This is a genomic window from Streptomyces alkaliphilus, assembly GCF_014141535.1.
Taxonomy (GTDB): domain Bacteria; phylum Actinomycetota; class Actinomycetes; order Streptomycetales; family Streptomycetaceae; genus Streptomyces; species Streptomyces alkaliphilus.
In genome coordinates this window covers 1-19,445 of the sequence record NZ_VKHT01000002.1, presented here as the reverse complement: position 1 = coordinate 19,445, position 19,445 = coordinate 1, and the positions used below count along the sequence as shown (strand labels likewise).

11 protein-coding genes are annotated in these 19,445 nt (G+C 68.9%); 6 read left to right on the top strand and 5 right to left on the bottom strand.

The genetic code is table 11. The annotated features are described in order from the left end of the window. Positions 1-24: 24 nt before the first annotated feature. The 5 genes from FNQ90_RS00185 (at position 25) to FNQ90_RS00165 (ending at position 12,629) form a co-directional block, all read left to right on the top strand. Positions 25-4,476 (top strand): non-ribosomal peptide synthetase family protein, encoded by a 4,452-nt coding sequence (locus FNQ90_RS00185; RefSeq protein WP_182604372.1) that lies wholly within the window; start codon positions 25-27, stop codon positions 4,474-4,476. 70 nt (positions 4,477-4,546) lie between these two features. Then, positions 4,547-5,551 carry a guanitoxin biosynthesis L-enduracididine beta-hydroxylase GntD gene (gene gntD, locus FNQ90_RS00180; RefSeq protein ID WP_182604371.1) on the top strand — a complete coding sequence of 335 codons (1,005 nt, stop codon included), beginning with the start codon at positions 4,547-4,549 and terminating at the stop codon, positions 5,549-5,551. Positions 5,552-5,602: 51 nt separating this feature from the next. Then, the gene (locus FNQ90_RS00175; RefSeq protein WP_182604370.1) at positions 5,603-8,140 is read left to right on the top strand and encodes an amino acid adenylation domain-containing protein; all 2,538 of its coding nucleotides are present in this window, start codon (positions 5,603-5,605) and stop codon (positions 8,138-8,140) included. A gap of 243 nt (positions 8,141-8,383) precedes the next feature. Next, complete coding sequence (locus FNQ90_RS00170; protein ID WP_228470751.1) at positions 8,384-10,270, top strand: AfsR/SARP family transcriptional regulator; 1,887 nt, start codon at positions 8,384-8,386, stop codon at positions 10,268-10,270. 151 nt (positions 10,271-10,421) lie between these two features. Next, complete coding sequence (locus FNQ90_RS00165; protein WP_182604368.1) at positions 10,422-12,629, top strand: M28 family peptidase; 2,208 nt, start codon at positions 10,422-10,424, stop codon at positions 12,627-12,629. A gap of 51 nt (positions 12,630-12,680) precedes the next feature. On the opposite strand, the gene FNQ90_RS00160 is transcribed toward FNQ90_RS00165, so the two are convergent. The 5 genes from FNQ90_RS00160 to FNQ90_RS00140 all read right to left on the bottom strand — a co-directional run bounded on the left by FNQ90_RS00160 (position 12,681) and on the right by FNQ90_RS00140 (position 17,509). Further along, complete coding sequence (locus FNQ90_RS00160; RefSeq protein WP_182604367.1) at positions 12,681-13,172, bottom strand: hypothetical protein; 492 nt, start codon at positions 13,170-13,172, stop codon at positions 12,681-12,683. Positions 13,173-13,245: 73 nt separating this feature from the next. Then, a complete protein-coding gene (locus FNQ90_RS00155) occupies positions 13,246-14,250 on the bottom strand; it encodes a 3-oxoacyl-ACP synthase III family protein (RefSeq protein WP_182604366.1) in 1,005 nt (334 codons plus the stop codon). 15 nt (positions 14,251-14,265) lie between these two features. Next, the gene (locus FNQ90_RS26865) at positions 14,266-16,341 is read right to left on the bottom strand and encodes a 2-oxo acid dehydrogenase subunit E2 (protein ID WP_182604365.1); all 2,076 of its coding nucleotides are present in this window, start codon (positions 16,339-16,341) and stop codon (positions 14,266-14,268) included. Further along, positions 16,338-16,568 (bottom strand): acyl carrier protein, encoded by a 231-nt coding sequence (locus FNQ90_RS00145; protein ID WP_323379698.1) that lies wholly within the window; start codon positions 16,566-16,568, stop codon positions 16,338-16,340. Before FNQ90_RS00145 ends, FNQ90_RS26865 begins: the two co-directional genes overlap by 4 nt. Then, entirely contained in the window at positions 16,565-17,509 is a 945-nt protein-coding gene (locus FNQ90_RS00140) for a thiamine pyrophosphate-dependent dehydrogenase E1 component subunit alpha (protein ID WP_182604363.1), read from the bottom strand. Before FNQ90_RS00140 ends, FNQ90_RS00145 begins: the two co-directional genes overlap by 4 nt. A 362-nt stretch (positions 17,510-17,871) precedes the next feature. On the opposite strand from FNQ90_RS00140, the gene FNQ90_RS00135 reads away from it, so the two are divergent. Continuing rightward, a complete protein-coding gene (locus FNQ90_RS00135) occupies positions 17,872-19,383 on the top strand; it encodes an FAD-dependent monooxygenase (protein ID WP_182604362.1) in 1,512 nt (503 codons plus the stop codon). Positions 19,384-19,445: the final 62 nt, after the last annotated feature.

Below are 19,445 nucleotides of genomic sequence, written 5' to 3'. Positions count from 1 at the left end.
GACAGCGAGGACGGGAGTCCCCACATGAGCAGGCAGCACGACATCAGTTCCCTGACACCCGACGAGAAGCGGGCGGCGCTGGCCGGCCTCCTGGACAATTCGGCCAACACGTTCACCAGCAACCTCACGCTGGAACAGCGCCGCCTGTGGCTTCTCGTCCGAATGGACGAGACACGGCCGTGGCAGATCAGCAGCGCGGTACGCCTGTCCGGCCGGATCGACCAGGCCGCGCTGCAGCAGGCACTGGCGGCGACCGTGCAGTGCCACGAGGTCCTGCGCACCACGTTCCGGACGGTGGACGGTCAGCCGCTGGCCACCGTCAAGCCGGTCGCGTCGCTGCGGCTGCCGGTCGTCCAACTCGACACCGACCAGGTGGACGCCGAACTGGCCCGCGTCGTCGCGGCGGAGGCCCGCCGACCGTTCGACCTGACACAGGCCCCGTTGCTCAGGGCGAGTTTGCTGCGGCTCGACGAGGACGATCATGTCCTGCTGTTGACCATCCACCAGTTGGTGGCCGACCGCCCGTCGGTACGACGACTCACCGACGAGGTCCTCACGCGCTACGGCAACCTGCTCGGTGACCACGCGGCGGTGACCCCCGGAGTCGCGGACCTCCGGGCGCTGGGTGCCGCCCAGCGCGCCTGGCTGACCGGTGACGAGGCGGAGAAGGACATCGAGTACTGGCGCGCCCGGATGGCGGCGCCGAGTCCGCTGGAGCTGCCCACCGACCGGCCACGTCCCCCCGTGAAGACCCTTGACGCCGCGGCCGTGACCGTCCCGGTGCCGCAGGCGTTGCGCGCCGGGCTGACCGACTTCGCCGAACGCTCCGGACATTCCCTTTCGTGTCTGTTGCTGAGCGGGTTCGTGGCCGTACTCTCCCGACACTCCCAGCAGCGCGACTTCGCCGTCGGCGTTCCGGTGCCCCCGACCTGGCAGAACGGGGGCGCCGAGGTTGTCGGGCCGTTGGAGAACACCCTGCCGCTGCGGTTCGAACTGGATGCGACCGAGTCCCTGACGCGGCTGCTGCGTCGGACCGAGGCGGTACTGTCCGAAGCCCTGGTTCATTCCCGGCTGCCTTTCGAACAGATCGTGGAGGCGGCCCAGCCGCCGCGTGATCTGAGCCGCACTCCGCTCTTCCAGGCGTCCTTCGGATTCGAGACGCAGTGGAGCCGCCGGGAGGTGCCCGGGGCGACCGCGCGCCCCGTAGGTCTGCCGACCACGTGGACGCCACACGACATCGACCTGTACGCGGTGCACCATGAGGACGAGTTGACGCTGCGCGCGCAGTACAACACCGACCTGTTCGACCGCAACACCGTGGAGCATCTGATCGGTCGCGTTCCGCTCCTGCTGGAAGCCGCGATCACCGACCCCGGGTGCCCTCTCGTGGACATCCCTCTGCTCAGCAGTGAGGAACGGGAAAACATCACCTCGTGGGCCGGCGCCCACCCCGAACGCAGCGATCCGCGACTGCTCCACGAACTCGTCGAGGAGGCCGCGGCGGCCCGGCCGAACGCCCTCGCCCTGACATCGAGCACAGAGGAGATGACCTACGCCTCCCTCAACGCACGGGCCGACCAGCTGGCCGGGCTGTTGGCGGAACGCGGGCTGGGACCGGAGAGCCGGGTGGGGGTGCTCGCCGACCGGTCGGTGCACACCATGACCGGCCTGCTGGGTGTCCTCAAGGCGGGTGGCGCCTATGTGCCGCTCGACTCGTCCCATCCCGCCGATCGGCTCGCCACCATAGCCGAGGACGCGGGCGTCACGGTGATCGTCGGCGGCCCTTCGGCACCGGGCGGCCCGAACGTGAAGGTGCCCGGGGTGGAGCACCTCGCGATTCCCACCACCGACCCCGGGGGGCCGGTCACCCGGCCCGCGGTGCGGATCACACCGGACGATCTCGCCTACGTCATCTACACCTCCGGTTCCACCGGCCGTCCCAAGGGCGTGGCCGTCGAACACCGCCAGATCGTGCACTCGACCCTGGCTCGGTCGGCCTGCGAGGGCCCCGGCATGCCGGAACGCTATCTGGTGCTCGCCCCGTTCACCTTCGACGCCTCCGGCGGCGGCCTGTACTGGACGCTGCGTCGCGGCGGGACCATCGTTCTGCCGGACGAGGCCGAGGTACTCGACCCGCGATTGCTCGGCGAGCTGATTCGGGCCAAGGACGTCACGCACGTTGACGGTGTGCCCTCGCAGTACTCCGTTCTTCTGGAGACCGACACGGCCACACTCGCTTCCGTGCGCACGACCGTGCTGGCTGGTGAGGCTCTGCCTCCCGGTCTGGTCGGCACCCATTTCCGGCACCTCCCGGACACCGCGCTGTTCAACGAGTACGGTCCCACGGAGGGAACCGTCTGGGCGTCGGTGCACCCTGTGTCCGTCGGGGATGCTGAGAGCAGCCGCGTCCCGATCGGGCGCCCGATTCCCCACACCCGCATTCACCTGCTCGACAAACGACTCAATCCGGTGCCCCCGGGCGTGCCCGGCGAGTTGTACATCGGCGGTGGCGGTGTCGCTCGCGGATACGTCAATCGTCCGGAGCTCACGGCCGGCAGCTTTCTTCCCGATCCGTTCGGTGATGAGCCCGGCGCCCGCCTGTACCGGACCGGAGACCTCGCCCGTTACCGGCGGGACGGCACCATCGAGTTCCTGGGGCGCACGGACACCCAGGTCAAGATCCGGGGATTCCGCATCGAGCCGAGCGAGATCGAGAACGTCCTGCTCCGCCATCCTCTGGTATCCGAGGCAGCGGTGATCGCCAGGGAGGACCGGCCGGGCGCGGCGCGCCTGGTGGCCTATCTCGTTCCCGTCGTCGGTCGGGTGCTGACGAAGGAGGCACTGATCAGTCATGTCCTGTCGCAGGTACCCGACTACATGGTGCCCGGCGCCTTCGTGACGCTGGAGCGGATGCCGCTGACCCGCAACGGCAAAATTGACACCGCGGCGCTGCCGGAACCCGACACCGGTACCGAGGACTTCACCGAGCCGGGCACCGAGCTGGAGGCGAGGATCGCCGAGATCTTCTGTTCCCTGCTCGGCCTCGGCAAGGTCAGCGCCACCGCGGACTTCTTCTCCCTGGGGGGCAACTCCCTCCTCGTGGCCCGCCTGACCGCCCAGCTCTCCCGACAGCACGATGTCGCCCTGCCCGTCGAGCAGATCTTCCGGGTGCCCACCGTGGCCGGTATCGCGCAGGCCATCGAGGAGGACCGTCGCCGGCGCGACAACGTCGACAGTGAGGTTCTCTACGCGCAACAACTGGCCGAACTGCACGACGAGATCCGGCTGCCGGACGAGATCGCTCCGGGAGACCTGCCGCACGCGGAGTGGTTCGCCCCGCGCCACGTCCTGGTCACCGGCGCCACCGGATACCTGGGGGCCTTCCTGGCGGTGGAACTGATCGAGCGCACCGATGCCATCGTGCACTGCCTGGTCCGTGCGGAGAACGAGGACTCGGCATGGGAGCGCATGGAGCAGTCGCTGCGCACCTACCACGCGTGGAAGGAGTCGTACCGATCCCGCATGAGGATGGTCGTGGGTGACCTCGCCAAGCCCCGCCTCGGTCTCTCCGAGGAGGAGTTCGCGTCCTGCGCCTCCCTCATCGACGTGATCTACCACAGCGGCGCCGTGGTGAACTTCACCTTCCCGTACGAGGCAGCGCGGCCGGCCAACGTGGAGGGAACGAAGGAGGTGCTGCGACTGGCGACCACGGAAACCCTCAAGTCGGTGCACTTCGTCTCCAGCGTGGACGTCTTCATGGGCACCGGCGCCGAGCGGCCCTTCACCGAGAAGGATCTGGATGACCAGCCGCCTCGGATCCCGACCGGCTACCCACGCAGCAAGTGGCTCGCCGAGCGGATCGTGTACCTCGCGCGGGACCGGGGCGTCCCGGTCACCGTCCAGCGCCCGTGGATGATCACCGGCCACACCCGGACCGGAGCCTCGCACCACACCGACTACCTCTACGTGTATCTCCGGGGCTTCCTGGATCTGGGAGTTCTCCCCCTCTACAACGACGTGATCAACGCGGTCCCCGTGGACTACACCACCCGGGCGATCGTCCACACCTCGCTGCGGGAGGAGAACTTCGGCAAGAACTTCAACATCACCAACCCGGCTCCCACCACGATGCAGCAGTGTTACCAGTGGCTGCGCTCGTTCGGCTACGACCTCAACGTGATCGATGAGGAAGAGGCACGCCGGCAGGCGCTCGGGGTCGATGAGGATCACATTCTCTTCCCCATGACCCCGCTGCTGCGCGTCGCCTCCATGCGGCACGCGGCACTCGACCCGGATCTGCAGAGGCAGATCGATCCCATGGATGAATGCCGGGTGCTCACCGAAGCGCTCGAGGGATCGGGGATCAGTTGCCCGCCGGTCAGCGAGGAATGGGCACACGCCTGCTTCCGGTTCCTGATCGACGGCGGCTACCTTCCCGCTCCCGAGGACGTCGTGCCCGCGGACTCCGCCGAATGACGCCGTCGAAAGGGGAACTCGTGCACATCCAAGGAAGCCACCGCGTTTTCGGGCGGGGAGGTGAGGTCCTGTGATCCGATATGTCGACATCGCTCCGGCCGACCGCCCCGCCCTCGACATACTCACCAGGTCCGTGCTACGCGACTACGGATCGAGCACCGACGCCGCGTTGCTCAACGAGCTGCCCATGTTGGCTCACCGGCTGCCGGCGTGGCTCGTCAGGGAGTTACTGGAATTCCGAACCAGGGAGACGGCGTCGGCCCTGGTCGTGCGGGGCCTGGCCGTCGATGACAATCGGCTCGGTCCCACCCCACTGGGGTGGAACGAGCCGTCCCGTCACCCCGAAGCGGGGGTGCACGAGGTGTTCCTCGTGTTGGCCTCGGCCCATCTGGGAGAACTCTTCGGCTGGTCCACGCTGCAGGACGGCCGACTGGTGCACGACGTGCTGCCCATTCCGTCGCACGAGAACGACCAGAGCGGGCACGGGACCGTGGAACTGGCCTGGCACACCGAGGACGGCTTCCACCCGTACCGCTGCGACTACCTGATGCTGCTGGGGTTGCGGAACCACGATTCCGTGCCCACCGTTGTGGCCGGGATCGAGGACGTGCGGCTTACACCGCGTCAGCGCGAGGTACTGAGCGGGCCCCGCTTCCTCATCCGGCCGGACACCGAGCACCTCAAGCAGGCCCGGGCGCTGGCGGAGCGCACGGGTGACGGTCTCGCCATGCTGCGGATGCAGGAATCACCGGAGCCCTGTGCCGTGTTGTTCGGTCACCCCGAGCAGCCGTATCTGCGCATCGACCCGGCGTTCATGTCCCCGCTGCCGGACGACAGGGAGGCCGCCGAGGTGCTGGACTTCCTCATGCGGGAATTGCAGCGGAACCTGGTCGAGGTCCCGCTGGGCGCCGGTGACCTGCTGATCGTGGACAACTATCGGGCGGTACACGGCCGCTCCGCGTTCAAGGCCAGGTTCGACGGGACCGACCGCTGGCTGAAGAAGGCGATCGTCACCCGGGACCTGCGCAAGTCCCGCACCGACCGGCGGGCCCCCGAGGAACGCGTTCTGCGCTGAGGGCGACCGGCCGGTCGACTTCCGTGCCGGTTCCACACGATTGGAGGGAACGTGCCCGAGAACACCGGCCTCACCGCCGGAGCCTGGATCGTCGAGGGGCGAGCGGATGTCCCGGAGCTACGGACCCGTACGGCCGAGGCTCAGCCCCGGGTACGTCTGACCGTTCTGGGCCCGGAGAGCGGTGAGGTGAGCCGGCCGGAAACGGGCGGACTCATCCGGGAGGAGGTCGTCGCCGCCCGGACGGATGCCGGACACCCCCGGGTCCTCTTGGCACCGCTCGCGGAGAAACGGTTCCTCCTGATCGTCGTCACACCCAACCGGCTTCCACCGCGGAAGGTCGCGCAGTGGCTGCTGACACCGGGCGCGCCCTTCCCCCGGGCGACGGACGGGACCACGGCGAGAGCCGGGGGAGGGGATGTACCGGCCACGTTGCGCACCGGCTCCTCCCCCTCGGGGTTCGCCTCCACGGTCCACATACCGGCCGGGCGGGCGGTGGCTCGATTCCGGGCCGCCGGAACACGCACCGAATCGGCCCTCGCCGCCGCTTCATCAGTACTCGTGGTTCGCTACGGCGGCGGGCCCACCGTGGACCTCGCCGTCGTCGACGGGGCCCCGGTCGCCGCGCGCGTGCAGGTGGAGGAGAGCGTGTCCGGGACCACCTTCCTCAGCCGGGTCGATCGGGCGGTCGACTCCGGCACACCCGTACTTCCGCCGACCCGGGCGTCCCTCGCGGTGGCTCGCGAAACGTGTCCGGAACCGGAGCGCTTCGGCTCCCTTACCGCCGTATCCGTGTACCCCCCCGACTCCGTGAGCCACCACGACCTCCTCATCAGCCTGGTCGGAGAGCGTCTTCGGATCGACTACGACACCGGGTTGTTCGAGGAAGACGCCATCCGGGCGTTCGCCGGACGGCTCGTGACCGTCCTCGAGGACTTGGCCGCCGACCGGCCCGTTCACGCCGTCAGCGCGCTGACGGCGGATGAGCGGATCACCCTCCCGCAGTGGTCCACGGGCTACTCGGAGGCGGTCGATGACGTCTGTCTGCACACCCTGATCGAACGCTCCGCCGCCCGGGACCCCAGCGCCGTCGCGGTGGTGTGCGGTGACAGCGAACTGACGTACCGGCAACTCGACTCGGCCGCCAACCGCGTCGCCGAGCGATTGCGGGCCGCCGGCCTCACCCGGGGAAACCTGGTCGCGCTTCTCTCGGAGCGTTCGGTGGACTCCGTGGTCGCGATGGTCGGTGTACTGAAGTCGGGCGCCGCCTACGCGCCGATCGAACCGGGTCACCCGGCCGCCCGGATCCGTCGTCTCCTCCTCGACTCGGGAGCCGATACCGTCTTTGCCCATCGTGAACCGGAGATCGATCTACCGGTGCCGCTCCTGCTGCCGGACCGTACCCCGGATGTCCACGGTCGTACCGACCGGGAGGAGCCGTCCCCGGACGATCTCGCCTACGTCATCCACACCTCTGGCTCCACAGGGGCAGCCAAGGGCATCGCCGTGCACCATCGGGCCATTGTCACGTCCACGGCCGCCAGGTCCGTGTCCGGGGTCGCCCCCGGACGGGACCTGGTGCTGCCACCGCTGTGCTTCGACGGGGCCGCCGGTGGACTCTACTGGGCGTTGACCACGGGAGGAACGGTGGTGTTACCGACTGAGAAGGAGGCCCGCGACCCGTTGGCCATGGCGAAACTCCTGGAACGAGAGACCATCACCCACATACACGCGGTGCCCTCGCACTACCGCGTCATGCTTCAGGTCGCGAACGCGCAGGCACTCGCCCGGCTCGTCATGGTGGCGGTCGGCGGGGAACCCCTGGCCCCCGACCTCGTCGCCGAGCACCTGCGCCACTGTCCCGACACGCCGCTCTTCAACGACTACGGGCCCACCGAGTGCGCCGTGTGGGCAACCACCCACCGGTGCGGCCCCGCGGACGCGGGGAGGACGGCCGTCCCGGTGGGCCGTCCCGTCCCCAACTATCGGACCCACGTGCTCGACGACGGAATGCGGCCCACGCCCCCGGGGGTACCTGGCGAGATCTACCTCGGTGGGCCCGCGGTGGCGCACGGCTATCGCAACAGGCCCGGTCCGACCGCCGAACGTTTTCTGCCGGACCCGTTCGAGCCGGCCGGCAGGCTGTACCGCACGGGTGACCGGGGCAGATGGTCGGAGGACGGCCGACTCTTCCTTCTCGGCCGCGTCGACCGTCAGGTGAAGGTGCGCGGGTTCCGGGTCGAACCGGGGGAGGTCGAAGCCACGGTACGCCGGTACCCGGAGGTTGCCGACTGTGCCGTGTTACTGCGAAACGAGGACACGCGCGAACTGCTCGTCGCTTTTGTGGTTCCGAAAACCAAGATCTCGGAAGGCGATCTGCGCCAGCGCATGGCCGAGGCCCTGCCGGCCCATATGATCCCCGATCACATCGCAGTACTGACCGCCCTGCCGAGAACCCCTGGGGGGAAAATCGACGCGCTCTCTCTTCGCACCATGTCGCTTTCCGGCCACCGTGTTCAGGAACCGACCGAACGCCGCCCGCCTCGTGGAAGTGCCCGTCACTCCCCTGACACGAACACCACACCGCCGTGAAACCCCCCACCGGGGGGTGTATAGGGGGTGGTTCCGCCGGCCGGAATCCGAGAGTCGGCCACTACAGGTGGTATGGACAACATGCTTCCCACGCCTTAACGTTCCTTATCGGCGACATATCCTTGCGGAATGTGGAGGGTTGTCTTGTATGCACGAAAAGAATTCCCCTCTTCGATCTCGGAAACCTCCGAAGAGGCTGGCACCCAGAAGACCGGAAGGGTTTTCTGTCGCATTCTCGGACCCTTGCAGATCGCCATCGACGGAAAACCCGTCCGGGTTGGTAGAAACCGTCAACTGACCGTCCTGGCCATACTTCTACTCAATGCCAACAAGGTCGTCCCGGTCAGCACGTTGATCGACGCGGTATGGCGCTCGTCACCTCCTGCCACGGCGGACAAGCAGATCCAGACCTGCGTCTGGCGGCTGCGCAATTCCTTCACCGCGGCCGGGGGCCCGGCCGACCTCATCGAGACCGATCAAGGTGGTTATCGAATACGGTTGTCGGACGACGATCTCGACGCCCGGGCGTTCGAGAAAGCTGTCCGAGGCGCCCGCGACCTGGCAGCCGCCGGTGACCTGGAAAGCGCCCTGGCCGAGTACCAGCGCGCCCTGTCCCTGTTCCGGGGCCAGCCTCTCGCCGACCTGCCAGGGCCGCTGACCTACGGCATCGCCGCCCACTGGGAGGAACGTCGGTTCTCCGTTCTGGAGGAGTGGCTCGACATCGGACTGGCCTTCGGCCGACACTCGGAACTCATCGGTGAGCTCAAACCGTTGGTCGCCGAGTACCCGATGAGGGAACGCCTGTGCGCCCAGCTGATGACAGCGCTGTACCTCTCCCAGCGCCGGGCCGAGGCCCTCGCCGTCTACCGCAACAGCCGCATCACGCTGATCAACAAACTCGGTCTGGAGCCGGGCGCGCGGTTGCAGGAGCTGCACCAGCAGATCCTGGCCGGGGAGCCGATTGACACGCCTCTGATCCCGCAGCGTCGCGTTCATCACACCGCGAAAACACCCGCGCAGCTCCCGGCCCGGGCCCAGGACTTCACCGGAAGACGGGATCTGCTCCCGAAGATTGCGTCGGACCTCCGAGGGGAGGGTGGAGCGCGCGTGGTCGCCCTGACGGGGTGCGGCGGAAGCGGCAAGACGGCACTCGCCGTGCAAGTTGGACACGATCTCCATCAGTACTTCCCCGACGGGCAGCTTTACGCCGACCTGCACGGCCAGACCAGCCCGGTGCCGCCGCATGAGGTGTTATGCGGTTTCCTCGACGCCCTGGGAGTGCCCGAACAACGCGTTCCCGCGGGGCTCGCGGCCCGCGCGGCGCTGTTCCGCAGTGTCTCCGCCACCAAACGGCTGCTGATCGTGCTCGATGACCTCGCCGAGTCCATCCGTTACGAGACATTACTGCCCAGCGGGGACAGCGCGGTGCTGTGTACGGCACGGGCCAGTCCGCTGAAGATCCCCGGCCTCGTGGAATACCGGATGGGTGGCCTGCCCGCCGACGATGCGCTGGACCTGCTCGCTTCACTGGTGGGCACGGAGCGCGTGTTCACGGAGGTCGAGAGCGCCCGGCGAATCATTCAGGCGTGCGGCCGGCTTCCGCTGGCGATCCGTGCGGCCGGGGCGCGCCTGCGAGCACGACCGCACTGCTCCCTGCGCGCCTTCGCCGACCGCCTCACGACCCACCGCAGTCGTATCGCCGAACTCACCATCGGCCCGCTGGACATCGGGGCCCGTCTCGCCACGAGCCTCGATCAACTCTCGCCCGCCTGCCGCCACCTGTGGATGCGACTGGGGCTGTGCCACCTGGAGCACCTACCCGAATGGGCGGCTTCGACCCTCTCCGACCTGCCTGCCGAGGAAACCCAACGGCTGTTGGACATCCTCGTCAACCAGCACCTCCTCACCGTGGCACCGGGTGACCCCGTCAACGGCCCCACCTACACGTTCAACTCCCTCATCCGCGACCACGCCCGGCGATACGGGGAAAAAGAACTCGGTTCCTCCGCCACCGAGGACGTGACCCACCGCTTGTCCCACGCCGCACGTCGGTGGAGGGCCTCGGCCGGACACGCGGATTCGCACCGCAAAAATGAAGGGGCCACGGTACATGGCGCGCGGGCGGTCTGACCCGAACACGGGCCGGAAGCCGCGGTACGCCCGCCTTCCGAAGCCCACGAGGGCCGACGGCAGACCTGCTTCCGACCGCCCGTGGATATTTCCGCTCGCTGTCCTGGTATTGGCTCTCGTGTGCTTCGCACTCGTCGTCGAGAACAGCCGGATGCCCACAGCCAGCGGACCGGACGCTCCCGCCACGGCGTTCTCGGCGACCCGGGCGATCGAGCATGTGCACGAGATCGCGAGAGAGCCACGTCCCAGTGGATCCAGGGCTCACACCCGAACCCGGGAGTACCTCGTACGCACCCTGACCGATCTCGGTGCCTCCCCCCGGGTACACACCACAGCGGCGGTGACGCACATGCCGGAGCTGTCCCCCACCGGGGCCGACAGCCGGTTCGCCGGCCTGGAGTTGCACAACGTCGTCGCCCGGATCCCCGGGACCTCGAGCACCCGTCCGGTAGCCCTGGTCACCCACTACGACTCCGTCGAGTCCAGTCCCGGCGCCAACGACGCGGGGGTTCCCGTCGGCGTGCTGCTGGAGACGGCGCGTGCGCTGCTCTCCGGACCGCCGCCCCGCAACGATGTGCTGTTCATCTTCACCGATGCCGAAGAGATCGGCCTTCTCGGGGCGCAGGCGCTGGTGAACTCCCCGAGCATACTGTCACCCGACACCGTCGTGCTGAACTTCGAGGCGAGGGGCAGCCGTGGCCCCAGTGTGATGTTCGAAACCGGGCCGGACAACGCCTGGCTGGTCGAGCTGCTGACCGGGCAGATCCCGGAGGCGCGGACCGGCTCCCTCCTCAACGCGGCCTACGCCCACCTGCCCAACCTCACCGACTTCACCGTATTCAGGAGAGCGGGACACCAGGGTCTCAATCTGGCCTACCTGGGCGGCTACACCCACTACCACGGGGCAAACGACACCCCGGAGAACGTCGATCCGGCCACCGTGCAGCACCAGGGCGTGCAGGCCCTCGGCCTGGCTCGCTCGCTCGGCACCGCCGACCTCTCCCTCACTCCTCCCGGGAACTCCGTCTACTTCGAGGTCGCCGGGTGGTACGCCCGCTATCCGACGGCCGTGGAACCAGCGGCGGCGCTCGCCGTGGCGGGTCTGGGGCTGGTTCTCCTCCTGCGACTGCGCGCGCGCGAAGTGCTCTCCCTCACGGGCACCGTCCGCGGGCTGGCGGTCTGCATCGGCCAGTTGCTGATCACCACCGGCGCGGCGTTCGTTCTGGCGCCGCTGGTGGCCTCCCGGCATCCCGAGTTCGCCCACTACCACGACATAGCCGATCACGGCACGGCGGCGGCCGGTTTCCTGCTCCTCGCCGTCGCGCTCGGGACCGGGTTCGCACTGCTCACTCACCGCTGGGCCGGCGGCCGCGACCAGGTCGCCGGGGCGATCGCACTCTGGACCCTGCTGGCCTGCGCCTCGGCCGTGGTCCTCCCCGGGGGCAGCCACATCTTCACCTGGTCGGCACTCGGCCTCATAGCGGCCGCCGCGATCATGACATCGGCCGTCGGCAGACGGCCGGGAGCTCGACTCCCGGCCGCCGCCCTGGGCGTACTCCCGCTCGGCCTGCTCGTCTTTCCCCTGATCCCGCTGCTGACCAGCGCGCTGGGACTGGGCCTCGTGGCCGTACCGGTGGCGTTCGTGACGCTGATGACGGCGCTGCTGCCCGGGGTCGTCACGCCCCTGCCACGGCTGTTCCCGGTCGTGGCCGGAGTCCTCGCGGCCGTCGTTCTGACGGCCGGCGCCCTGCTGCCCCCGCATACGGCTCATCCGAGCCGCGCCGACGTGATGTACCTGCTCGACGCCGATCAGCGCACGGCCCACTGGTTGAGCGGATCCCCGCCGGATGCCTGGAGCGGCACTTTCCTGCCTGACGGTACCGAGGCGGCCGGCGTCACCGATCTCTGGCCCGGGTGGCGGACCCCCGTGCAGCGGGGCCCGGCGACCGCTCTCCCACTCGCGGCCCCCGAGGTCACCACGACGGTCGTGCGGGAGGACAGCGAGGAAGGGCGTACCGTCAGGGTCACCGCTACGTCACGGCGTGGCGCCGGGGAACTGGTTCTGATCGTCACGGGAGCGTCCGTCCGCGGTTACGCCATCACCGGTGTCCAGGGGTGGCACGAGGACACGCCTCCGGGAGAGGCACCGTGGGAACTGTGGGTCAGACAGGTACCGGAGGAGGGCGTCGAACTGGTCATGGACCTCGAACCGGGTCCGGCCACCCTCCGGGTCATCGACCGCACGGCGGGACTGCCGGAACGGTGGGAGTCACCGGCCGCGGGACCGCGGGCGCCCGCCCTGGGGATCTCCGCGTTCAGTGACGCCACCCTGGTCGCCACGAGCCGCTCGCTCGACTGACACCGCCCCGCTCGGGGCCCGGGGCGGTGGGCGGCGTCCCCGGCTCCGCGCTCAATCCCTCGCGGCCAACCGGGCGGCCACCTTCTCGGCGGCCTCCTCCAAGGAGGTACAGACCTGGGGCGTCATGGCGGTAGTCCGCCCCAGACGGAGTTCGACGCTGGACCGCTCGTCCACCGGAAGGAAGATCTTGCAGACCCCGTCCATGGCACCCATCAGCATCACAGCCTCCCGGCCGTTGATCTCCATCTCCGTGCGTCTACCGGCACCGGCTGCGGCAGCGGCGAGGGGCCGGTCGTCCAGCGTCAGGGTGAAGGTGCCGTACTCCTCCTCGTAGGCCGTGCAGCCGTGGGGGCTGATGGAACTGGCAGAGGGGTCCCCCAGGCCGAGATCGACTGCGACGGGGCGGAACAGCTCGCAGGCGGGCGTGTCGGCGGACGGGTCCCGGTCATCCTCCGGAGAAGAGGAGGTGCAGGCCACCAGGCCCCAGGGAACGCAGACCAGGACAGCAGCCGTCAGGGCGTGCCGAGCATGGCGACGGTTCATAGCGATGGGCTCCGATCTGTCCGATGGGGTCGTGGATCGTTGAAGAGCGGATTGCACCGTGGACAGGCACCGGTCAGCGCTGAAGGATCGCGCACGCCCAGTGCATTCCGCGTCCGTTGGCTGCGAGTGCGATCAGATCACCGGGCTCCAACTCGCCGGATTCCTCCGCCCGCGCGAGGGCGAACAGATGGTCGGCCGCGCCGAAGTGCCCGTGGGCGGCGGCCAGCCGGACGTTGGTCCGTTCCGGCGAAACCCCGATCAGCTCTGCCTGCGCGGCCAGCACGCGCCGGTTGTCATGGAGGAGGAGGAGTCGGGCCAGATCCTCCTCACCGCAGCCGATCTGCCGACAGGCGCGATGGACCGCGCGCGCCGTGCGTTCGTCGATCTCCTCGGCGTAACCGGCGACCCGCTCGGCATCGTGATCGAACGACTCGAGAACATCCCACGCGTCCCGCACCGTCGGGGTCCCGGTGCCGGGCACGAACGGCTGCCGCGCGCCCCCCACGTCCATGCGAAAGAAGTCGGCGTATCGCCCATCGGTCTCCGCGTAGGAGGCTCGCCACCGCAGCGAGGTTGTGCCGCGTACGGCGACGGCCGCGGCCGCCCCGTCGGAGAAGAGCAGCGAGTGGGTGTCCAGCCGGTTCCAGTACGCCTCGACGGTGCAGTTGACGCCGATGACCAGTGCCGTGTTGTAACCGGGGTGCGTGGCGAAGCGCCCCGCCAGGGTGTCCAGGGCGGTGATACCCCCTACGCACCCCTGATCCACCAGCACGGCTTCCGCCCGTCTCGCCCCCAGGGCCCACTGGACCCGTGCCGCCGCGTCCCAGTACAGGTGATCGGCCAAATCGGTGAGGGCGAGGACGATCAGGTCCACATCGCGCGGGTCGGTGGATCCCAGCGCCTTCGCACCCGCCTCGACGGCCAGGTCACTGACGCTCACGTCGGGCAGCGCGCGATGGATGTACTCGTAGCCGTACCCAAGGACCCGCTCGACGTCCTCGGTGTACTCGGTGACGATGTCCTTGACGGCGATCTTCTCGCCCAGAGCGACACCGAAAGCGGTCAACCCGTAGTCCACTGGCTCTCCTGGTGGTCAGTCGGCGAGTTGTTCGGGGTCGCGCAGGGCACCGGCGAGGGTGCGCAGGAAGGCGGTGGCCTCCCGACCGTTGACAGCGCGGTGGTCGTAGGCGAGACCGAGTGTGGTCGCGGTGCAGGGGACGGGTACGCCGTCCATGAGGGAGACACGTTCCAGTGGGCCACCGACCGAGATCATGCACAGCTGCGGCCACATCACGATGGGGTGGACGAGCAGCACTCCGGGGTCCGGGTTCAGGGAAACGGTGATGGCTCCACCCGAGAGTTCACTCGCGCTGAACTCACCGCGCAGTGCCTTCAGTCGGAATTCCATGAGGTCATCGGCGATTTCCGCCAGTGGTCGGGAGGCGCAGTCCCTCAGGACAGGAGTGTAGAGGCCGTTCCCGGCGTCCAGGGTCACCCCCACGTCTGCGCGGTCGGCGAGTTCGACCGTCCGTTCATCGCGAAGACTTCCGAACAGGTGCGGGAAGGCCGGCCGCGCGGCGGCCACCGCCTTGACGATCACCTCCGGCAAGCCGACCTCCGCCCCGGTCGCGGCCGACATCCTCCGCAGGTGCGTCATCACCTCGTCGATCCTCACCTCGATCGCGGTGAAGGCCGCGGGGACTTCCCTATGAGCTCGGGAGACCACGGCCGCGGTGGCCCGCTGAACCCGGTCGAGCGTCCGTGTGCGGGGATATCGTCCCGCTTCCGGGCCGGGCGTCGGCTCGGGCACGGGGCGGGGAGCGGGGCGTGCGCCCGGAAGTGCCCCCTCCGGAGCGGAAGCCGGTGGGAGTTCGTCGGGCAGCAGTTCCGCCAGCAGTTCCCCCACCGCGACCTCGCCGCCCGCGTCGACGTGCACCCGGAGACGTCCCGAGGCCGGTGCGGCGATCTCCTCGACGGCTTTGGACGTCTCCACCTCGACAAGCGGCGTGTCCTCCGTCACGTAGGCGCCGTCCTCCGCGTGCCAGTGCAGCACGAGGTAGGTCGTGTCGTTGGTGTTGAGCTTCGGGGCTGCAAACAACACCCCGGTCGTGGCGGTGCTGCCTTCGACCGGCCGGTCGGCTGGCACGTCGCCCGTACGGCCTGAATGCGCTTCGGTGACCGCCTCCGTGATCCGCCGCGCATCCAGCAGGACCATCGTCTCCAGGTGCCGCGCCGTGGGAATCACGGAGTCCCTGGACGACAACAACAGCGGCGAACGGATCCTCTGCCGGGCCTCTCCGTGGATCCGAGCCGCCACGTCCGCGCCCCAGGTGCCGCCCTCCGTACTCTCCTCGGCCACGGCGACCAACGGGGCCGCGGTGATCAGCGGCAGTACCGGCGCGAGGTCGAGCGGGTGCAGACGTGCCGGCACCAGCAGGTGGGTGACGATTCCCCGCTCGCGCAGCAGGTTCACGGCCTCGATGGCGCGGTGCGCCATACCGCCCGGGCACAGCAGGACCACATCCGCCGGACCACCATCGATTGGGCTCATGTGCGCCCACCCGGCCGGGCCGGCAAGGAGCGTGAACCGGTGGTGGGCATCGACCACATCGTCGCGGAAGAGCCGACGGGTATAGAGGACCTTGTCCTCGAAGAGCATCGCGGGTCCGTGATCGAGCGCTTCGGACAGCAGCACGTAGGGGTCGTGGAAGGGGCTGGTCTCGTACAACTTCAGGTTCGGGATGCCGAGAAAGTACTTCTGCACGCTCTGGCTGTGTGTCGGCCCGTACCCGCGGGTGCCGCCCACGGGGCATCGGACGACCACCGGCATCGGCACCTGCTCGCCGTACATCGTCACGGACTTGGAGATCAGATTGAGGATGTGGTCGAAGGCCAGCGCGGCGAAGTCGCCGAACATGATCTCCACCAGGGCCTGATCCCCCGCCAGGGCGAGCCCGGCGGCCACCCCGGTGATGCCGGACTCGCTCAGTGGTGTGGTGAGGACGCGATCGGGGTGCTTCGTCGACAGTCCTCTCGTCACCTTGAAGGCGCCACCGTAGGGGTCGTGGATGTCCTCCCCGAGCAGATGGAGACGGGGCCGCTCGTCGAAGAGCCGGTGCAGGGCGCCGTTGAGGGCTTCCACAACGCGGGGCGCGGGCTTCTCCCTCACCGCAGCTTTCCTTTCTCGTCGAGCATCACGCGCAGAGCGCCGACGGACCGGCAGGTGCGTGCCTCGCGCGCGGTCAGCCGCACTCCGTACGTCTCCTCGATCCGGGCGATGATCCGGACATGCTGCAGGCTGGACCACGCGGCCGTCGTCGCCGTACCGGTTTCCTCGTTCACCTCGGCGACGGGTATCAGGAGAATTCCGGCCACCAGTTCAGTCAGTTCGGTCACGGCTGTTCCACCCCTCCGTACGTCGGCACAGCCGGCAGCCATTCGGCGGGCGGCCGGGCCTCCACCTCACGGCCGAGTAGTTCCATGTCCACGCGCACACGGTGGTCGAGTTCGCGGAACGGCTCGCCCAGAAGGTCCGCGAGTTCCCGATGCCAGTCCCCCGCCCACAGTTCCTCGATCTCACCGACGGGACGGGTGTCGTCTCCCTTGCTGTGCGGTCCCAGACGGCGCGTGGTGAACTGCACGACCGCCGGCCGTCCCTCCTCGCGCACCCGCTGTACCAACGGCGCGAGCCCATCCCGAATGGCCGGCACGTCGTGCCCGGTGATCTCGATGAAATCGGCTCCGAAGGCGGTGGCACGGTCGGCGATGGAACCCGCCATCTGCAAGTGGGTCGGGGTCGATTGGGCGATCCCGTTGTGTTCAACCACAACCAGGAGTGGCACCTGCCACAGCGCCGCCATGTTGAGCGCCTCGTACACGGCCCCCTCGCCCCAGGTCCCGTCGCCCGTGAACACAGCGGCGAGGCGCCCCGATCCGACGCGCTTGCAGTGCAGACCCAGCCCCACAGCGAGGGGCAGGCTCTGTCCCTGGACACCGGTGGAGAGGAATCCACCACGGCGAATGTGCTGACTGCCCCCAACTCCCGAGCAGACCGCACCGGCTCGCCCCATGATCTCGGCGAGCAGACCCGCGGGGTCGCGGAACAGCGCCAGGTAGTGGCCGTGACCCCGGTGGTTGCTCAGGACGAAGTCCTTCGCGAGCAGCGGGGCCAGGGCGACCGGGATGTACTCCTGCCCCAGGCAGGTGTGCGTGGTGCCGTTGAGTTTTCCCTCGGAGAACATCCGCAACAGCATGGTCTCGAAATGCCGGATGAGCAGGAGCGTTTCGAGATCCTCGTCAGCTGGTGCGCGGACCGGTTCCGGCGCTTCGGCACTCATGACGGGGCGACTCCCTGTGGCTGGACGACACGGACACCGCTTGGTCGGCCGTCACGCTAGTCATCGCCGTTCTCAACCCGGTGCGCCAACCGGTATCACCCTGGTCCCCGCCTCTCTCCGGCTGCTCTCAGCTTGCCCTCAGCCCGCTTGCTCCCACCGGACGGGGCCCGTTAACTGGACGACGCGCCACGATCGCGTCCCTCCTCCCCCGGTCCGCTTCCTCCACTCCGTCGCGGCGGAGGAGGCCGGACCGCACCACAGCCCTCGCCGGTCGCGCCCGAACCCGTGGCATCCTCCACCAGCCGCCGGCACCGGGACGGTCCCACCGTCCGGGAGACGAGCCCACTCAAAGGAGTCAGCAGATGCCGCCGTCCCCTCGGGTGCTGATCGTCGGCGCCGGACCCACCGGACTGGCCCTCGCGGGGGAACTGGCCGGGTTCGGTATCCCCTGCCAGGTTGTCGACAAGCGCGGGGCGCGCAGTCCCCTATCCCGCGCCTGCACCGTGGAGCCACGCACACTGGAACTGCTGGACATGCGGGGACGGGTCGGTGACGTGCTGGCCCGGGGGCGGAAGTGTCCCCATCCGCCTCTGGGCAATGATGACGGTCACCTGGACTACGGCCTGCTGGATACCTCCTTCCCGTTCAGCCTGTCGATCCCCCAGTCGAAGACCGAGGAGGCCCTGCAGATCGCCGCCGAGAAGGCGGGAGCCGTCGTTCTTGCCGGGACCGAGGTGACCGGGCTGCGCCAAGACGCCAAAGGTGTCGACGTGACCATGGTGGGCCCCGGGGGACCTTTCACCGTGCGAGCGTCCTACGTGGTGGGGTGCGACGGGGTCAACAGCACCGTGCGCGAGGCCCTGGGCGTGGGCTTCGAGGGATGGAACTACGAACAGTCGCTGATGATGGCCGACGCACGGCTGAGCAACCCGCCGGGGCCGGCCGAGTACGCGCGGATCACCCGTCGTGGCATGGCCGCGCTGTTCCCCTTCAAAGACGGAACGTACCGAATCATCGTGCTCGACCGGGAGAAGTTCGCCGTCTCCCCGGAACAGCCTCTGAGCCTGGAGGACCTGAGCGAAAGCTGCACGGCGATCCTCGGCTCGGATGTCGGCATCCACGCCCCGGTGTGGCTGTCACGCTTCCGCAGCTCACAGCGTCATGCCAAGCGATACCGGGTGGACCGCGTGCTGTTGGCCGGAGACGCGGCGCACACCCACATCCCCTCGGGGGGCCAGGGTCTCCAGACCGGCATTCAGGACGCGTTCAACCTCGGATGGAAGCTGCGCGCGGTACTCGCCGGCAGGGCACCGCACGGGCTGCTCGACAGCTACGAAGCCGAGCGCTACCCGATCGCCGCGCAGACACTGCGCAAGACCGACCTCTCCTTCCGCTTCGAGACCTCCGACAGCCTGCCGGCCCGCCTGCTCCGCAAGGCCACTATGTGGTCCATGCGGATCGGAGCCGTGCACCGAATCAATGTCGAGCACCTGTCCGGGCTCGTCCTGCGCTATCCTCCCGCCGGGAGCGGTCGGTGGGCGGGCCGACGGGTGCCGGATCGCCCGCTGGTGCCGTCGGACGGGCCGGGCCGGCTGTACGAGCTGTTCCACGACGGGGAATTCGTGCTGATCGGCGCGAAGAACTGTCCGTCCTCCGCCACCGGATGGGCCGACCGGCTTCGGACGGGAATACTCGCCACACCGATCGGTGAGCGGTGGCCCCCCTTCGTGCTGATCCGACCGGACGGCTATGTTGCCTGGGCGGGCAGGACCCCTGACGAAGGGTTGACCCGGGCACTTCAGCGCTGGTGCGGCCACCCGGTCGCTCCGTCCCCCGCCTCCGAGCACCGGACGGGAACCGACCGTGTCCCCTAGCGGTGCCCGTGCGGGGCGCGGCTCAGGCCCCACGTGCACCGACGCGTTCACCTCCTTCGCCC

Excerpts from the sequence above, each read along its gene's own strand:
- FNQ90_RS00185 (WP_182604372.1), top strand. The coding sequence starts at position 25 with ATGAGCAGGCAGCACGACATCAGTTCCCTGACACCCGACGAGAAGCGG.
- FNQ90_RS00165 (WP_182604368.1), top strand. The coding sequence starts at position 10,422 with ATGCCCACAGCCAGCGGACCGGACGCTCCCGCCACGGCGTTCTCGGCG.
- FNQ90_RS00160 (WP_182604367.1), bottom strand. The coding sequence starts at position 13,172 with ATGAACCGTCGCCATGCTCGGCACGCCCTGACGGCTGCTGTCCTGGTC.
- FNQ90_RS00140 (WP_182604363.1), bottom strand. The coding sequence starts at position 17,509 with ATGAGTGCCGAAGCGCCGGAACCGGTCCGCGCACCAGCTGACGAGGAT.
- FNQ90_RS00135 (WP_182604362.1), top strand. The coding sequence starts at position 17,872 with ATGCCGCCGTCCCCTCGGGTGCTGATCGTCGGCGCCGGACCCACCGGA.